We start from the raw sequence: 16,758 nt of genomic DNA, 5'->3' as shown, positions 1-16,758 counted from the left end.
ACCAACACAAAATGATAATAACATAATTCAACTACGTGTAATGCTAACGCAATGTGATAGTCATCATACTTTTAACAAGTCAGGTGATATTAACTAAATACCGAATATCAACCAGGTTATTTCAGTATTTTTATTATTACAGGATATTATTATGAATAAGCCCGTTCTTATATTACCTCTGTTAATTGGCGCTTTATTAGGAAGCTCTTCCGTATTCGCTCAAGAAATTACTATTTATCATACTAACGATTTACACGCGAATGCTGTTCCTTTTAAAGCACCTTATATTAGTAAGGATAGATTAGTTGGTGGATTTGCAAATATTGCAACCATTGTTAAAGATGCTAAAAAAAATAACCCGGGTGTTTTATTTCTTGATGCCGGAGATTATTTTACAGGTCCTTATTTAAGTACTTTGACTCAAGGTGAGGCCATCATCGATATCATGAACGAGATGTCTTTTGATGCAGCTTCCGTGGGTAATCATGAATTCGACCATGGTGTAGAAAACATGGTGACTCAACTAAAAAAAGCAACATTCCCTGTACTTTTAGGCAATGTTTTCTATGAAGATAACGGCAAAGCTGTCTGGGATAAACCGTATATTATAGTAGAAAAAGAAGGCGTAAAGTTTGGTGTAATTGGACTGCATGGTAAATTTGCTTTCTATGACACGGTTAATAAAGATAAACGAGAGGGTGTTGAAGCAAGAGATGAAGTTGAATACCTTAATAAATATCTTAATGAACTGAAAGGGAAAGTTGATATAACCGTATTACTCGTTCATGAAGGCGTTCCAGCAAGACAATCCAGTTTCGGCTCGGCAGATGTCGCTCGTATGCTACAAAAAGATATTGAATTAGCACAACAAGTAAAAGGGCTAGATATTTTAATTACTGGCCATGCTCATGTGGGTACTCCAGAACCTATTAAAGTAAACGACACGTTGATTGTTTCTACGGATGCTTATGGCATTAACGTTGGAAAATTGGTGTTAGATATAAACGACAAAACTAAAAAAATTGATAACTATAAAGGCGAGTTAGTTAATATCTTTGCTGATGAGCACAAGCCAGATCCGGATACACAGAAAAAAATAGAAACATGGACTAAAAAATTAGATGAAATTGCACAACAAAAAATTGGCAATACTCAGAATGAACTAACGCGTTCTTATGGTGAGTCTTCTGAAATTGGTAATTTAATTACTGATGCTTTTTTAGTTACAGATAATCGGGCACAAGTTGCTTTTGTTAATAGTGGTGGTATTCGTAACGAGATCCATAAAGGAGATATTACGATTGGGGATATTATTAGTATGTTCCCATTCCCAGATGATTTAACTTACATGGAATTGAGCGGTAAAGACTTACGGGATTTAATGAACCACTCTGCAAATTTAACTAATGGTGTATTGCAGGCATCTAGTGGTTTTGAAATGAAATATGACAGTACTAAACCTGTAAACGAACGTGTTGTCTCAGTTTCTATCAATGGAAAACGTGTTGAAGATAATACTTACTATCCAATTATTGCTAATTCATTCTTAGCGAGAGGCGGAGATGGTTTTACAGCCTTCACTCAGGGTCGAAATGCTAAAGATATTCCTAATACCAGTGCAGCTACGGCAGTAATTGAATATATTAAGCAAAAAGTTACTATCAACATGCCTAAAGAAGAACGAATTGTTGATATCTCTGCAAAAAAATAGTGTGTAAAAATCAATAACCCCATCATTTAACGCCATTAATGTTCTCACCATTAATGGCGTTTTTGTATTAATGACAATGAGCTAATTTAATCTTAATAATCGTTGTGATATCAGATAAAGCCTAGCTAATCTACTGATATACTCATACTAATTTTTGTTATTCATTTTCATATTATAGAGATATTCCTATGCCGTGGACTTTTTCACATCCTTCTATTGTTTTCCCCATAAAGCAGTCCAGAATAGGAAAAAGCCTTAGTTTACCTGCATTAATTGTAGGAAGTACTTCACCTGATTTACTCTATTCTTTTGGCCTATATCAATCAGCAACAACGGCACATGATTTATTGGGTTGGTTTTATACTGCATTTCCTTTTTGCCTACTGGTTTTTATTCTAAATTATTTACTACGGAAGCCATTAAAGTGCGTATCGCCGATCCCCTTATATGAGCCAATAAAACCCAATATTCGAGCATTAAGCTTATTTATTTTATCCCTGTATATTGGCGCGGTAACTCATATTGTATGGGATTCTTTTACTCACGAAACAGGAACCGCCGTCAGATTTTTTTCTGTACTACAAGCACAATTACTACAAGGAATGACCGATAGCCAAGAGATAGCTATCTATAAGTTATTACAACATTTAGGCTCTGTATTAGGGTTGCTTTATTTGTGTTGGAAATATATTCAATACCAGCGCAAACAAGACGCGCCAACACAAAAAGAGAACCGTATTAAGTTATATCGCTTAATTGGGATTGGCTTTCTGTCTGGATTATGTGCTTTACCTTTAGCTTTACAATTCTCAAATAAAGGGCAGGGAATTAACATTAATCGGTTTATTTTCCTTGAACTCTCTTTAGCGGTACCTTTTTTCTTTGGCTTAATGATAATCTTAGGAGTCTGGTTATATCGAACTAAAATTTAGGTCCAGTAAACAAAGAAAAGCCCCGTAATATAAATTTTACGGGGCTTTTCTTTGGTATACGTTGTATTTAATACAGAAAATCTTAGCTATTTATTAGTTTTTAAACCACTGCATGACTTCTTCATAGCTTCCTTGGTAAATAATTTTATCTTCCTTTTTGCTTAATTGATAACGATACATAGGATCGTAATATTCTTTAAGTAAAGGGGTTAACCAAGAAAAATGTGCTTCTGTGTTAGACTCTTTTTTCTGAATTTCTAGGGCATTATCTAGCAACTGGGTTAATTCCATTGCTCTTTGAGAGCCCAATCGACGGCGGATAGCAAATAAACCATGATGTAAATAATCACTGTAAGCTTGCCAACCTTTCTCTTCGCCATACGCTTCCAGATAATCGTGCGTCATACGATCAAAATACTCTGCTTTCAAACGTTCTATGCGTCGCTCTAAGGGATCATCCACAACAACTATTGAAGCATCAACCATTTTTGCTCGTAAACATTCGGGTAATCCATTCGCTCCAATAGCACGACCTTCATCCTCAAGCACCCATCGCGTATATTTCGGTGATTTTTTCAACATTTCGACACCAAGATGATTTTCAAATGTCGCTTGAGGAAATTGCGCTTCTACTGTACGACCAAAAGATGAACCTCGATGGTGCGCAATACCTTCAAGATCAATACCCTCTGGTAATGAACGCACTAAAGTCGTTTTTCCATTACCGGTACATCCACCAATTAAGACAATAGGGCGTTGAACTAATTCATTGGTCATTTCAATAACAGTCTGTCTTAGCGCCTTATATCCACCTTCAATTAATGGATAATCTATACCGATCTCTTTAAGCCATTGCTGAACGATATGAGAACGCATTCCTCCACGAGCACAGCAAATATAACCATTTGGAAATTGCTCACAAGCTTCACGCCAAGCTGCGATACGGTTATCACGAATTTCACCACTAACCAATTGATGCCCTAAATCAACCGCTTTTTGTGAGCCTTGTTGTTTATAACAAGTTCCCACAGCAGCACGCTCTTCATCATTCATTAAAGGTAAATTAATCGCATTAGGGATTGAACCTTGATTAAATTCAATAGGCGCACGCACATCAATAATAGGTGTGTTATTAGCAAGAATATGTCGAATATTTTGAGCAGAAAACGCTGATTCCATAATAAAAATTGTTATATCTAGTCTAGCTGAAAGATTGACTACTATACTCTTAAGAACATGTTATGACACGCTCTGATCGTATATTTTTATTAAATTATAGTGTGTTATTTCTAACAGAATAATTTTTTCTAGAGCAAAAAAAATACACCACAGTGAGTATTTTCTGTGGCGTATTTTTAATTTGTCACAATGGCATGGTTACCACTGCTTAATATTTCTATCTTCCTGTGTCACTGACGTTAATTTGGCTAATACCGGTAATAATTTGTGCTTAAAATCATCCATAAAGGTGTAGATAATAGGTACAAATAATAGGCTTAATAAAGTTGAACTGATTAATCCGCCAATAACCGCGATCGCCATAGGTCCTCTGAAACCCGCATCTGCACCTGTAGTTAAAACAAGAGGGATCATTCCTGCAATCATTGCAAACGTGGTCATAATAATCGGTCTAACACGCTCTTGACCTGCCTCTAAAATTGCTTTTTCACGACTTAGCCCAGCTCGCTCTTTTTCCAGAATAAATTCAACTAATAATATCGAGTTTTTAGTGACAATCCCCATAAGCATAAGAATGCCAATAATCACAGGTAGATCAATCATCGCACCATATAAGACTAAAGCGATAATAGCGCCACCAATAGAAAAGGGTAATGCGACCAAAATAGTTACTGGTTGCATAAAATCTTTAAACAATACAATTAATATCGCGAGAACAAGCAGTATGCTAAAAACCATTGTTGAACCAAAACGCATCAGCATATCGTGCATATATTCTGTATCACCGTATTCAACTTGTGACACGGTATGTGGTAATTGTTGATATTCAGGTAGCGCCATTACTGTTTCGATTGCTTCACCCAAACTAATACCATCAAGATTACCTTCAATCGCTATTTTTCTTTGACGGTTAATTCGCTCAATTTGTGAAGGACCATCTCCTGAGTCTATTTTAGCCATCGTTTTAATCGGAACGGGTTGTTGCCCAGCGCTATTTACATAGAGGTTATTGAGTAACTCAATATTATCTTGTTGATATTCAGGCAAAATAACCTGAACAGCTAACTGTCTATCGGGTAGGTTAAATTTAGCACTACGAGAATTTGCCTCTCCCATTGTGGCAATCCGTAATGTGTTCGCAATCTCTTCGACATTTATTCCAGTACGACCTAAATTATCTAGCTTCGGTGTAACAATAAGCTCTTTACGCAGTAATGGCTTAACAACTTGGATATTATTAAATCCTGGAAGTGTTGCTATTTTATCGGTTAATTTTTGTATTTCTCTATCCAATTCTTCAGCATCATTCCCACTAAAAACGAGTGAAAACTCTTTATTACCACTGCTGTTACTAAATGAAAACTTAATATCTGCGCGCTGATTAAAAAGCGTTGTCACTTCTTGCTCAAACTCTTTTTGTGATAAAACACGCTCATTAGGCTCAGATAAGGTAAGAATTATTTCGCCTTTATGTTGAGCGATACCATCAGAGTCATCAGCAATGCCGGCAATAGTATAAACAGACTTAATCTCCGTTCTCTCTTTTAATAAACGAGTCAACTGATTAATCTCTTTTTGTGTCTGTTCAACTGGAGAGCCGGGTGGTAATTCAACACTAATTTGACTAATACTAATATCACCTTCGGGCATAAAACCGACAGGTAATAAACGAATGGCTGCCATTGATCCAATTAAAAAACTGAGTGCAATGGATAAAGCGAGTTTTCGGTGTTTTAAGGTTAGTGATAGAAAATAAGTATATTTACCAATCCAACGAGGTATTTTGTGTTCTTTGCTTTTTGTCTGAGGCAGCAAAATATAAGCAGCCATTAGCGGAGTTACTAGGCGAGCAACTAGCAAGGAAGACAATACCGCCGCAGATACAGTGATACCAAAAGGAATAAAATATTTACCGACAAATCCACCCATAAAACTAACAGGAAGAAATACAGCCACAATTGTTAAGGTAATAGCCACTATCGCAAACCCAATAGCATCAGATGCTTTTAATGCAGAAATATAGGGCCGTTCACCACGTTCAATATACTTTTGAATATTTTCAATTTCGACAATAGCATCATCCACTAAAATACCAATAACAAGAGTTAGCGCTAATAACGTAATACTGTTTAAACTATAGTCAAAAAGCAGCAAAACAAGGAATGTGGGTAATATGGACAAAGGGAGTGCAATTGCAGCAATTAATGTTGCTCTCCAGCTTTTTAAGAAAAATAAAACGATAATAACCGTTAAGAAAGCCCCTTCAATTAACGTTTTAATCGTTAAATGATAGCTCGATTCGGTGTATTTTACTGTTGATGAAATGAGCTCAATATTAATATCTGGGTTAGTTGCTCTTAGTTGTGCCAATACTTTTTCGACATTGTCAGCAACGACCGTATCACTAGAACCTTTTGTTCTATATATCGCAAATCCGACACCGTCATTGCCATTAAGTTGAGAGATAGATTTAGTTGATTTTTGCCCATCATAAATATTGGCGACTTCACCTAATTTGATCCATTGCCCATTATCAGTAGGCAATAGAATATTTTTAATTTCCTCAACACTCTGTTTTTCACCTAAAACACGGATGGTATGTTGCAGTGTATTATATTTGGTACTTCCTCCCGCTGAATTCTGGTGAACACCTCGTAAAAGTTCATTAATCGTCGTAATAGGGAGCTGTAATGCTGCTAATTTTTGTGCATCAGGTTCGACACGAATAACGCGCTCAACATCACCTAAGCGCCTTATTTTTTGTACTCCCGAAACCATTACGAGTTGTTTACTAATAGTATCATCGACATACCATGATAAATCGGTTAATGACATCGTTGAGGAAGAGACCATATAACGTAAAATGGCACCACCTTCGACATCTACACGACTAATTAAAGGCTCATCAATAGTTTGAGGTAGCTCACCTCTAATTTGCACAATTTGCTCACGGACATCGTTCGTTGCTATATAAGCATCAATATTTAAGTCAAACTCAATAACCGTTGAAGAAGCACCTTCACTAATTGAAGAGGTGATATGACGGATCCCCGGAATACCGGAAACAGCTCGTTCAACACGCTTTGTTACTGCATTTTCCAATTCAGTAGGCGATGAACCATCCTGTGTAATTGTGACGGTCACAATAGGGAATGTAATAACCGGATTTGCCGTAACCGGTAATTGAATAAATGAAAAAATACCGGCAATAGTCAGTACCAAAAAGATAACAATGGTTGGAATTGGTTTGGTTATCGCCCATGAAGATAATTGTAATTTCATTGAATATCCTTCATTGGAACTACAAGATCACCTTGAGATAAAAAAGCTTGAGCATAAGCCACAACCTTAATATCAGTAGATAATGGACTTAATATTTCTACTCGCCCATTATGAACACCACCAATATCCACAGGTTGAATTTCAATTCTTCTATCATGATTAACAATAAAGATATTCCGAATGCCATTAGCTTCGGTTCTGATTGCACTATACGGAAGTGTCATTCTTTGTTGTGGCTGTTGGGTATAAACCATGACCCCCATTTCACCAATACGATGATTATGTTTATCTGTTAATGAAACTCTAATTTTTCCTAGCTGAGAATAGGTATCTATTTTTGAAGAAATAAAGCGGATCACACCAGATAGTTCTTTATTTGTGTAATCTTTGACTTTTACATCTGATGAATGATTAATTTGTGATAGCTCAGATAAATGCGCATTAGCTTCAAACTCTATTTCATTATTTTCAATAATTTTAAATAACAAAGCATTGTCAGAAAGTGTGCCATTCATTGCATGACGTTCGCTAATAACACCAGCGACTGGGGCAATAATTTTAGATTTATCTTCTTGGCTTTGTTCCCTTGCTAGTTGCGCATTTAATTGGCGTAATTCTGCACGAGTGGCTTCTAATTCTGCTTTTTTAGCCAATGTTTCTGATTTGGCTTTTTCAAAATCATTGGCTGAAATAACCCCTTTATTAGCCAAAGCGCTTAAACGAGTTAATTCTTTTTGTGCCTGTTCTGCTAACACTTTTTGCTGTTGTATATAAGCCGTGGCTTTTTCGGTTTCTGCTTTTAACTGCATCACTGCGGCTGTTTGAAGAGGTGATTCTAATGTTGCTAGTAGCTGATTTTTTTCTACCCATTGTCCTTCTTCAACAAAGACCGCTGTCACCATCTGTTGTTGTAATGGTGAACCAATAGAAACTTCATTTTTGGCAACAAAAATACCCGGTATATTAAGAACCTCTACATAACGATCAATTTTAGGCTCTGTTACACTTAGTTTAATGATATTTTCATTTTCTTCGGCATAAATAACCGATGTCAGAAAACAACTGAAGAAAACAAATGTTATCTTCAATAGAAGTTTTTTCATAAATCTTTATTTCCCTAAAAATAATAGGGAACAATGTAATGCTGAGGTAATATCCATTCCTTAAATTCAGGTTAAGATAGGATATTTATTTTAATAAGACTTTAATCTAGCGAAGAACACAACAATATTTATATAAGATTAATAGCACTTATATAACCAATCTTCTTCACTACAATGAATGAACTCAGAACAAATAAACGTTTCTTGTACCTGAGAAAGTTGATTTTCTTGATATATATTCAACAGATACTATCATCATATTGTTTTATTTAGGTACGTATTTTTCACTTTTTTAATCATTGTGAAGATAATTTAGATGATATTTTTTGTTTATCACTTATAATCACAACGTATTCCAGAATAGCTCAGTGGTAGAGCATTTGGCTTCGGACCGAAAGGGCGCAGGTTCAACTCCTGCTTCTGGATCCCTCATTAATCATAATTTCTATTGCTTGTCTTCTTTCAAAGCAATCAAAAACCATCTCGAATACCTCTCTTTATTTGGTGAATATCATGGCTGATAAACAAAACCTATTACCTGTTGGACTTTCTTACGCACAATCGCAATTGGCTAAAACGCTAAGCCAACCTGAGATAAATAACAACAAAGTTCAACAATGGGAAGCCGTCTTACACCAAATACTGCAAGGACAAGCCAATTATGGCAGCCGAACACCATTCGAAAATACACCAGCATGGATCACGCTTGAAGTTATAAAAGGTGGATTCGCGACAGGTAATTGGTTAGCGGGTGGAGAAATAACACCTGAAGAGCAACACCTATTAGATAAACTGCAAATAAAAACCTCGCCTGAAAATCAGCGATTAGCGTTAAATAGCTACTATTTAACTGATGAAGGAATGAATGTTCTTAATAAATGTTTAGATAATGAAAACTATCTTATTAGCGTTCCTGAAGAGAGCGTTTTGCTCACTGTTGCATGGTTGATCAGAAATAAAGCTCAAGCTTATGCAAGAGACTTGCTTGATATTATTTCACCTTGGTTTTCAGTATTAAGATTTTACCCTCATATTGTCGAACAGCCTGTAATTTCTAGCAGTACAGTAAGAGTGCAAGAGCTTGCTATGACAATTTACGATCTTAAAAGAATAAAACCCAATAAACGAGTATTAGCTCAAAAAGAAGCCGTGACTATTTGGCATCCTTTTAAAGTGAAAATGGTAGCGTTACTTTCAGAGATTGTTGATAAGTCATCAAGTTATATAATTACACCTTTATGGAGACAATCGGCAAAAGATCTTCTTGCTGAGTATTTCCAACTACGTAAACAATATTTCCTTTGCAATAAACCTATAAAAAATAAAGGTGACTTTGCAAAATTGCGTATTGCTATTGAGCAATTATCGCTTGAGAAAAATGAATTAGAACTTCATCAAGCACAACATATTCGTGTTTTATTACAACGCCATATCGAGAAATATGGCGAGCCAAACTCAGAAAAAAGCGACAAAAAACAAAAAATAAAACAAGATGATGTGCAAGCACCATTACATTACACATTAAGTCGAGTCATTTTGAACCGATTTGATAACTTAGATATTAATAATGGTTTTGATGATAAAGAGATTGCCACAGAAGCTATTTCTGAAAGTGAAGCAAAACAATTTAGCTTAACGGAAGATTATCCCATACCAAGTATAATTACGTATAAAACAATGCGTAGTTTTAATACCACTGCAAGCCAACTTATTGAGCAGAAATTAATCACATCTTCAGAAGCTCTAAGCAATATTATTCCTCAAATTACAGCGGGTTTACGTGCTAATAGTTTGTTAGATATCCCATTACGCCATCTTTACGAAAAAAACTATCGAGCATTTAAACAACGCCGCTCTTTATTACTATTAGATTTACAACATCAAGTACAATTAGAAGAGCTTCCGTGGGTTGCCATTATTGATAAGTTTCGTACAAAACAGATTTCCAACAAAACTATCTTTACGGAAGTATTAAATGAGTTTCTGTTATTAAACTTTCGTTATTTTCCACATACGCAGCTACCTAATCCTTTATTACAAGAATTAAACTCACTGACTTCTCAAGTAGATCCAAGTATTAAATGGAGTGAAGAACTTGCTGCAGACATTTTTATGGGAATGTTTAGTAAGAAAATCGCTAATATATTGGTAAAAAATGCTGATTCCGTTTTACCTTACAGTCTGTATTCACAATATTATAGAATTGATTATTTACTATTAAAACACGAGTTGCTCACGGCTTTATCGTCTGCAAATACACAAGGGGGAGACCCTTATGCAACATCCCGTGTGATCTTAAAATGGTGCGAAGATAGAACAAATGAAAAATTTGGCTCTTATTCTCCAGCAATAAATGGGGGAATACTTGAGCAGTCCTACATATTAACAACCCATAATCTTAGTACTATTTTTAATAGTATTGGTCTTGCTGACAAATTAAAGCCTTTCTTGCTTGATATGTGCAAACAATGCCTGCAAGTTATCAAACGCTATTTACAAGCTCCTTATCGTGGTTATCACGCATCACTAATCACAATAAAAAATGCGGCTTACGCATGGCGACAATGTGTTTTTTACCTTTCTTATTTATCACAAGAAGAACTACAACAATTTATCTTATGGGCAGAGAATTATATTGATACCCAATCTCAATATTTCAAAACGCTATTTATGCTAATTTGGAATGGGCTAATGACCGTAATAAATACACCAAATGACTATAATTATGATGATAAAGCATCACATCTTATTTTTTATGGATGGTCTGAAAAACATTGGATGATGAAGCTTATTCTAAAAGCCAATGGCGAAGAAATTCGTGAATAAAACTCAAAAAAGCAGGATACTATTTTTAAAAATATAACATTAAAAGTAGCTATTATTGAGAGGCTTAAGTGATATTCGAGATTTTTAGAACGCTTTTACATTACAGTTTACACTTTTTAGCACCTATTTTATTAGGCTATCTTTTCTGGGGTAAGAATTGGAAGATAGCCTCACTTCTTATGATAGGCACAATGGCCATTGATATTGACCATTTGTTAGCAACACCTATTTTTGATCCCAACCGTTGTAGCGTAGGTTTTCATCCATTACATACTGTTTGGGCTGCTTTGGTTTACTTAGGTATATGGTTTTTACCCTCATGGAAATTAAAAGCCATTGCAGTAGGGTGTTTATTTCATTTATTTACCGATTCAGTTGACTGTTATTTAGGTGGATTAAAACCCGATCTAACAATAACGATGAGTTGTGATAAAAATTACTTTATGTCTGCTCTCAATAATGAATTTATTGCCAAAAAATAGAAAGGGGTTTTAAATCTATCTTTATTTTTTATTTAGATTGCTTAGTGAATTTTATTAACACACCACCAATAATCAGCAAAACACCTATTATTTGAAATAGTAGGTTATTACTTTCAATACCACCGAGTATATCAATAACTAGACTTGAAATCATTTGTCCGCAAATAGCTAAAACAGACGTTAACATAACACCCAATAGCGGTAAAACATAACTATTAATGACAACGAATAATGCGCCAATAATACCACCAGCAAAGGCAATTAAAGGGATCGTTGATAGTTCAATAGAGTGGTAATCTTTTATCCATAAAACAAAGATAGTTAAAAATATGAAACCGATTAAGTGATTGATTAAAGAGCTATAAAAAGCATTACTATTTTGTGCTAACTTACCATTTAAAGTACGGCTTGTTACAATACAAACCCCATTAAATAATGCAATTAAAATAAAAATACTCATTAGTTATCTACCTATAATTAATAATGCGCTACCAGAAATAAGTAAAAAGCACATAAATAAATCGCGTAGGGTGATTTTTCTTTTTTCAATCCCAAACCATCCCATAGCATCAACAATAACGCTAAAAAGAATTTGCCCTGTTATCATTAAAATAATACTACCAGAGAGCGATAATGGACTATTTACTGTAATTGCAGCTAATAACACTGTAAATGCCCCGGGGATGCCCCCAAATACCATAGGATTTTTATTTTGTTATTGTTTTTCTTAGTAAGTTGATTCTTTCTTAAATATAAAATGTATATAATTAAAGAGAAAAAAGTCCCTATACCGTGTGTTATCCATGATGCGGTTAATGGCGTTGTAAAACTGGCTAAGTAACTATTACTCATAATCATTAATGAAAGTAAAACGCCAGAAAAAACCGCAACAAGAGAGAGAATATACTTGTTATTCATAATATTAAGTCTATATAAATCATTTTTTGTGTGGACTTAAAATATTCCTTTTCAACAATACAGGCAAGAAAACACACTGTTTACTTTAGGTTGACAATATGAATGATATGAACGTTTTTCCCATTCTAATTGCAGTGGCTGAGTATTTGAGTATTACCAAAGCTGCCAAAACATTGAATATAACAAAATCAGCAGTCAGCAAAGCTATTCAAGGTGTTGAAGAGAAGCTAGGTATACGCCTATTTCATAGAACAACAAGAAGTGTCAGTTTAACTGAAGAAGGCATTGTTTATATTAACTATATTCGAGAGTCTTATAAGTTAGCGGTAATGGCAGAAGAGGCGGTTTCACAATTTAGCGATAAAGCCAAAGGTAGGATTAAAATTTCAGCGCCCATGTCATTTGGTACGTTACATCTTGCTAAAGTAATGCCTTTATTTATGCAGAAGTATCCAGAGCTTGATGTACAACTTTTATTTGATGACAAAGTCACAGATTTAGTAGCAGAAGGGTACGATCTTGCAATTAGAATTGGTGAATTACCCGATTCCTCATTAATAGCGCGTCAAATATCACCTTGTTATAGCCAGCTTTACGCTTCTTCAGAATATCTTGATAAATATGGTGAACCCATGCAAGTTTCTGAGCTAAAAGATCACAATTGCTTATCGTATTCATTATATCAAGCTGGTATGGAGTGGATTTTTTATCAAAGAGGTAAAAAATATAGCCATATTCCTAAAGGTAGTTATCGTGCCAATAATAGTGAAGCATTATTACAAGCGGTTTTACAGGGAATAGGTATTGCTTTACTCCCTCATTTTATTACTCAAACAGCCTTATCAAATACAGATAAAAAACTTATCCCTATATTGACGCACTTCGATTTGCCTGAGCACTTTATTTATGCAGTTTATCCTGACAAAAAAAATCTTCCGCGCAAAATAACGCTATTTGTTGATTTCTTAAAAGAGCAATTCGGTGCCAATAGCGACTATCAACGCAATATCGAAAGAAAATAATTACAATAAACGCTTATCATCGCCGAAAAAGTCATCTGCTAACCACTGTGTTACGGTTTTAGTATTAATTTGATTGGCTTGTAGCTTCTCAATCGCAAAATATTCAGGGAATGAGGCATCAGATTCTTCATACTCTTTTTCAAGTTGTTCTAATTTAACGAGCGCATCTTCATAGTTATCAAAAATCGCTTCAATATCACGATAGATCTGACCAAAACCCTCACTAAAACGTGAAACTAGGTAATAAAAATCTGAAAGGGGAATATCACAGCTAAAACTGTCTAATTTCACATCTTCGACTTCTATCCATCGGTCTTGTTCAGCGAGTACTTTAACTTGGTTGTCTTCGCTTTGATTCTCTCTAATAAATGTCGTTTTTGCTTTTTCAGCAATATCTTCATTATCAAAAGCACCTAAAATAAAATCTGGCCCTTCATAACCTGAAATTCCTACTATGCATAAGTGAATTGTGTTCATTTATTTCTCCATAAAAAATATCTAATAAATTGGCTTAGTTATCTTACCTATTTTCCCTTTGCATATTGAATTTAATAGGGAACAAATGTGCTAAAAAACAGCGATTAATCCAACAGTTTTTATTACGGCTTGAAGAGATTGTTCTCTCTTTTAAACCTCATAATCTGGTGGTAATTGCAAAAAGCTTGATGTAGAGTGCTCAGTCTTTTTTTAATGAAGTCTATTGGGGAGGCTGAATGTTTATTGGCTTTGACTATGGAACATCGAACTGTTCTGTTGCAATTATGAAAGAGGGGAAACCCACTCTTTTGCCTTTAGAAGGTAATGATGTGTATATTCCATCAACCCTTTGTGCGCCAACCCGTGAATCTGTTTCTGAGCACTTATTTCGCCATTTAAATATTAAACCATCCAGTGAAGTTGGCGAGCAATTACTAAGAAAGTCGATTGCGTTTAATCGAGAAGAAGATATTGAATTAGTTCCTGAAGATATTCTTTTCGGACAATCCGCACTAAGTTTATATCTACGTGATCCTCGCGATGTCTATTACGTTAAATCACCGAAATCCTTTTTAGGTGCTTCTGGTCTACATGATATACAAATTAGCTTCTTTGAAGATTTAGTTTGCGCCATGATGGCAAATATTAAGCACCAAGCAGAAAAAAGTACACGAGAAGCGATTACTGATACCGTTATTGGCAAACCGATTAACTTTAATGGGTTAGGTGGCGATGCTTCAAATAGACAAGCTGAAAGTATTCTTATTCGTGCCGCTAAAAGAGCGGGCTTTAAGAATATTATGTTTGAATTTGAACCTGTTGCTGCTGGGCTTGAATATGAGTCAACGTTAACTAAAGACCAAACCGTATTAGTCGTTGATATTGGTGGTGGTACTACTGACTGCTCATTAATTCAAATGGGTCCAAGTTATAAAGGCAAAACTGATCGTTCAAATACATTACTTGCCCATAGTGGACAACGTGTTGGTGGTAACGATCTTGATATTTACCTTGCTTTTAAACAGCTTATGCCCTTATTTGGCATGACCGGATTAACGTCTTCAGGTATTAAATTACCTCTGAAACAGTTCTGGGACCCTATTGCGATTAATAATGTTGAAGCACAAAAAGATTTTTATTCTCGTCAAAATCTTGCTGTATTAAATCAGCTAAGACGAGACGCAAAAGAGCCTGAAAAAATAACCCGTCTTATTGAAGTCTATAATGAAACATTGGGCTATAGCATTGTTAGGCGTGCTGAAGAAGCTAAAATCGCTTTATCAGATTCTCCTGAATATATTGCTAATATCGCTTTATTAAGTGAAACCTTAGAATTAACTATCGAACGTGATCAGATGGTTGAATCTATTGAATCACCAAAAAGTAAAATGATTGAATTAGTTAATGATGCGGTTCAGCAAGGGGGAATAAAACCCGATGCTGTCTTTATGACAGGTGGCTCTGCGCGTTCACCTCTCCTATGCCAAGCCATTGAACAACAATTGCCTAATATTCCAATTGTTAAAGGTAATGACTTTGGATCGGTTACTGCTGGTTTGGCGCGTTGGGGCGAGGTCTGCTTTAAATAATAAGTATTAAATAATCGGTTTTAAATAACTGACTTTTTCAATATATTAAAGCGCTTTACATTCAATCTTTGTATTGATTAGATGTAGAGCGTTTTGCTTTATAAAACACGATAAAAACACAACATTCGACAGGAGAACACATGTACCGCTTCCAAAATGATTATAATGAAATTGCACATCCTGCGGTCATGAAGGCAATCACTGATACAGTGGGGCAACGCTATGATGGATATGGCATGGATAAGCTTTGTCATCAAGCTGCTCAATTAATAAAACAGCGAATTCAACAACCAGATGCGGATATTCACTTTTTTAATGGTGGTACCATTACTAATTTAACCGCTATTTCTCATTTTTTACGTCCACACCAAGCTGTTATTTCTGTCAGTACTGGGCATATTGCTACACATGAAACAGGCGCAATTGAAGCAACAGGGCATAAAGTCATCACAACATTTTCCGCTGATGGCAAATTAACACCCGAGTTATTAAAACCTATTCTTGCTGAGCATAATGATGAACATTGGGTTCAACCAAAACTTGTTTATATAACAAATGCCACAGAAATTGGTACGGTTTATCGCAAAGCAGAATTGCAAGCGCTACGTCACTTCTGTAACGAACATAATTTATGGTTATACCTTGATGGTGCTCGTTTAGCGGCAGGATTAATGTCTGCACAAAGTGATCTGACTATTGAAGATATCGCCAGCTTAACTGATGCATTTTATATTGGTGGCACTAAAATCGGTGCAATGTCAGCTGAAACGCTCGTGATTTGCCATCCTGCACTAAAATCTGATTTTCGTTTTAGCTTAAAACAAAAGGGTGGATTACAAGCGAAAGGTTGGTTATTAGGTGCGCAGTTTGAAGCTTTATTTAAAGATGATCTCTATTTTAAATTAGGCAAACACCTTAATGAAATGGCATCACAATTAACCGAATTCTTTACTGAACAAGGTTTTGAATTTTTAGCACCACCTGAATCTAACCAAGTTTTTGTTATTTTACCAAACACGATTGCGGAAAAATTAACACAACAGTTTGTTTTTCATCGTGTATTACTTGAAGATCCTAATTTGAGTTGCTTACGTCTTTGTACTTCTTGGGCAACAACACAGCAAGATATCGATGGGTTTAAAACAGCATTTCTTCAATTAGTTTAAATTTTCTGTTTAAACTTATCTCTTATTGCTATGCATTACACGCTTATTACGTGTGTAATGCATTTTCGATA

The 16,758-nt window shown here is 35.3% G+C and carries 14 protein-coding genes and 1 tRNA gene; 8 read left to right on the top strand and 7 right to left on the bottom strand.

The genetic code is table 11. The features are described 5' to 3' along the window. Positions 1 to 151: 151 nt before the first annotated feature. A complete protein-coding gene (locus tag ABN236_RS17805; RefSeq protein ID WP_349474556.1) occupies positions 152 to 1,711 on the top strand; it encodes a bifunctional metallophosphatase/5'-nucleotidase in 1,560 nt (519 codons plus the stop codon). Between the two features lie 188 nt (positions 1,712 to 1,899). Continuing rightward, positions 1,900 to 2,643, top strand: coding sequence for a DUF4184 family protein (locus ABN236_RS17800; RefSeq protein WP_349474555.1), 744 nt, complete (start codon positions 1,900 to 1,902; stop codon positions 2,641 to 2,643). A 93-nt stretch (positions 2,644 to 2,736) separates the two neighbouring features. On the opposite strand, the gene mnmH is transcribed toward ABN236_RS17800, so the two are convergent. The 3 genes from mnmH to ABN236_RS17785 all read right to left on the bottom strand — a co-directional run bounded on the left by mnmH (position 2,737) and on the right by ABN236_RS17785 (position 8,207). After that, positions 2,737 to 3,822: a tRNA 2-selenouridine(34) synthase MnmH gene (mnmH, locus tag ABN236_RS17795; RefSeq protein ID WP_349474554.1), complete on the bottom strand. Its 1,086-nt coding sequence runs from the start codon at positions 3,820 to 3,822 to the stop codon at positions 2,737 to 2,739. 198 nt (positions 3,823 to 4,020) lie between these two features. Next, positions 4,021 to 7,104: an efflux RND transporter permease subunit gene (locus tag ABN236_RS17790; RefSeq protein WP_349474552.1), complete on the bottom strand. Its 3,084-nt coding sequence runs from the start codon at positions 7,102 to 7,104 to the stop codon at positions 4,021 to 4,023. Next, complete coding sequence (locus ABN236_RS17785) at positions 7,101 to 8,207, bottom strand: efflux RND transporter periplasmic adaptor subunit (protein ID WP_349474551.1); 1,107 nt, start codon at positions 8,205 to 8,207, stop codon at positions 7,101 to 7,103. The genes ABN236_RS17790 and ABN236_RS17785 overlap by 4 nt, the downstream gene beginning before the upstream one ends. 354 nt (positions 8,208 to 8,561) lie before the next feature. Between ABN236_RS17785 and ABN236_RS17780 the strand changes: the two genes are divergently transcribed. The 3 genes from ABN236_RS17780 (at position 8,562) to ABN236_RS17770 (ending at position 11,515) form a co-directional block, all read left to right on the top strand. Further along, a tRNA-Arg gene (locus ABN236_RS17780) sits at positions 8,562 to 8,633 on the top strand. An 87-nt stretch (positions 8,634 to 8,720) separates the two neighbouring features. Then, complete coding sequence (locus ABN236_RS17775; protein WP_349474550.1) at positions 8,721 to 11,033, top strand: hypothetical protein; 2,313 nt, start codon at positions 8,721 to 8,723, stop codon at positions 11,031 to 11,033. A 68-nt stretch (positions 11,034 to 11,101) separates the two neighbouring features. Then, positions 11,102 to 11,515, top strand: coding sequence for a DUF6122 family protein (locus ABN236_RS17770; RefSeq protein ID WP_311754804.1), 414 nt, complete (start codon positions 11,102 to 11,104; stop codon positions 11,513 to 11,515). Positions 11,516 to 11,543: 28 nt separating this feature from the next. Here ABN236_RS17770 and ABN236_RS17765 read toward each other — a convergent pair whose 3' ends face one another. Genes ABN236_RS17765 through ABN236_RS17755 form a run of 3 tightly spaced genes read right to left on the bottom strand, consistent with a single transcriptional unit; the run spans position 11,544 to position 12,367 of the window. Further along, complete coding sequence (locus tag ABN236_RS17765; protein ID WP_349474549.1) at positions 11,544 to 11,975, bottom strand: DMT family transporter; 432 nt, start codon at positions 11,973 to 11,975, stop codon at positions 11,544 to 11,546. Between the two features lie 3 nt (positions 11,976 to 11,978). Beyond that, the gene (locus ABN236_RS17760; RefSeq protein WP_349474547.1) at positions 11,979 to 12,215 is read right to left on the bottom strand and encodes a DMT family transporter; all 237 of its coding nucleotides are present in this window, start codon (positions 12,213 to 12,215) and stop codon (positions 11,979 to 11,981) included. Beyond that, on the bottom strand, positions 12,173 to 12,367 hold the full coding sequence (locus tag ABN236_RS17755) for a DMT family transporter (protein WP_349474587.1): 195 nt from the start codon (positions 12,365 to 12,367) through the stop codon (positions 12,173 to 12,175). Before ABN236_RS17755 ends, ABN236_RS17760 begins: the two co-directional genes overlap by 43 nt. 164 nt (positions 12,368 to 12,531) lie before the next feature. On the opposite strand from ABN236_RS17755, the gene ABN236_RS17750 reads away from it, so the two are divergent. Beyond that, positions 12,532 to 13,455: a LysR family transcriptional regulator gene (locus tag ABN236_RS17750; protein WP_349474546.1), complete on the top strand. Its 924-nt coding sequence runs from the start codon at positions 12,532 to 12,534 to the stop codon at positions 13,453 to 13,455. Here ABN236_RS17750 and ABN236_RS17745 read toward each other — a convergent pair whose 3' ends face one another. Beyond that, complete coding sequence (locus ABN236_RS17745; RefSeq protein WP_349474545.1) at positions 13,456 to 13,932, bottom strand: hypothetical protein; 477 nt, start codon at positions 13,930 to 13,932, stop codon at positions 13,456 to 13,458. A 236-nt stretch (positions 13,933 to 14,168) separates the two neighbouring features. Here ABN236_RS17745 and yegD point away from each other — a divergent pair, with 236 nt between their 5' ends. Beyond that, entirely contained in the window at positions 14,169 to 15,521 is a 1,353-nt protein-coding gene (gene yegD, locus ABN236_RS17740) for a molecular chaperone (protein ID WP_349474544.1), read from the top strand. Positions 15,522 to 15,661: 140 nt separating this feature from the next. Beyond that, a complete protein-coding gene (locus ABN236_RS17735) occupies positions 15,662 to 16,687 on the top strand; it encodes a threonine aldolase family protein (protein ID WP_349474543.1) in 1,026 nt (341 codons plus the stop codon). The last annotated feature ends 71 nt before the right edge of the window (positions 16,688 to 16,758 follow it).

The organism is Proteus sp. fly-1013 (assembly GCF_040140245.1).
Lineage (GTDB): Bacteria > Pseudomonadota > Gammaproteobacteria > Enterobacterales > Enterobacteriaceae > Proteus > Proteus mirabilis_B.
Note: the sequence above shows the minus strand (reverse complement) of the source record. Positions and strands in the feature narration are given on the sequence as shown.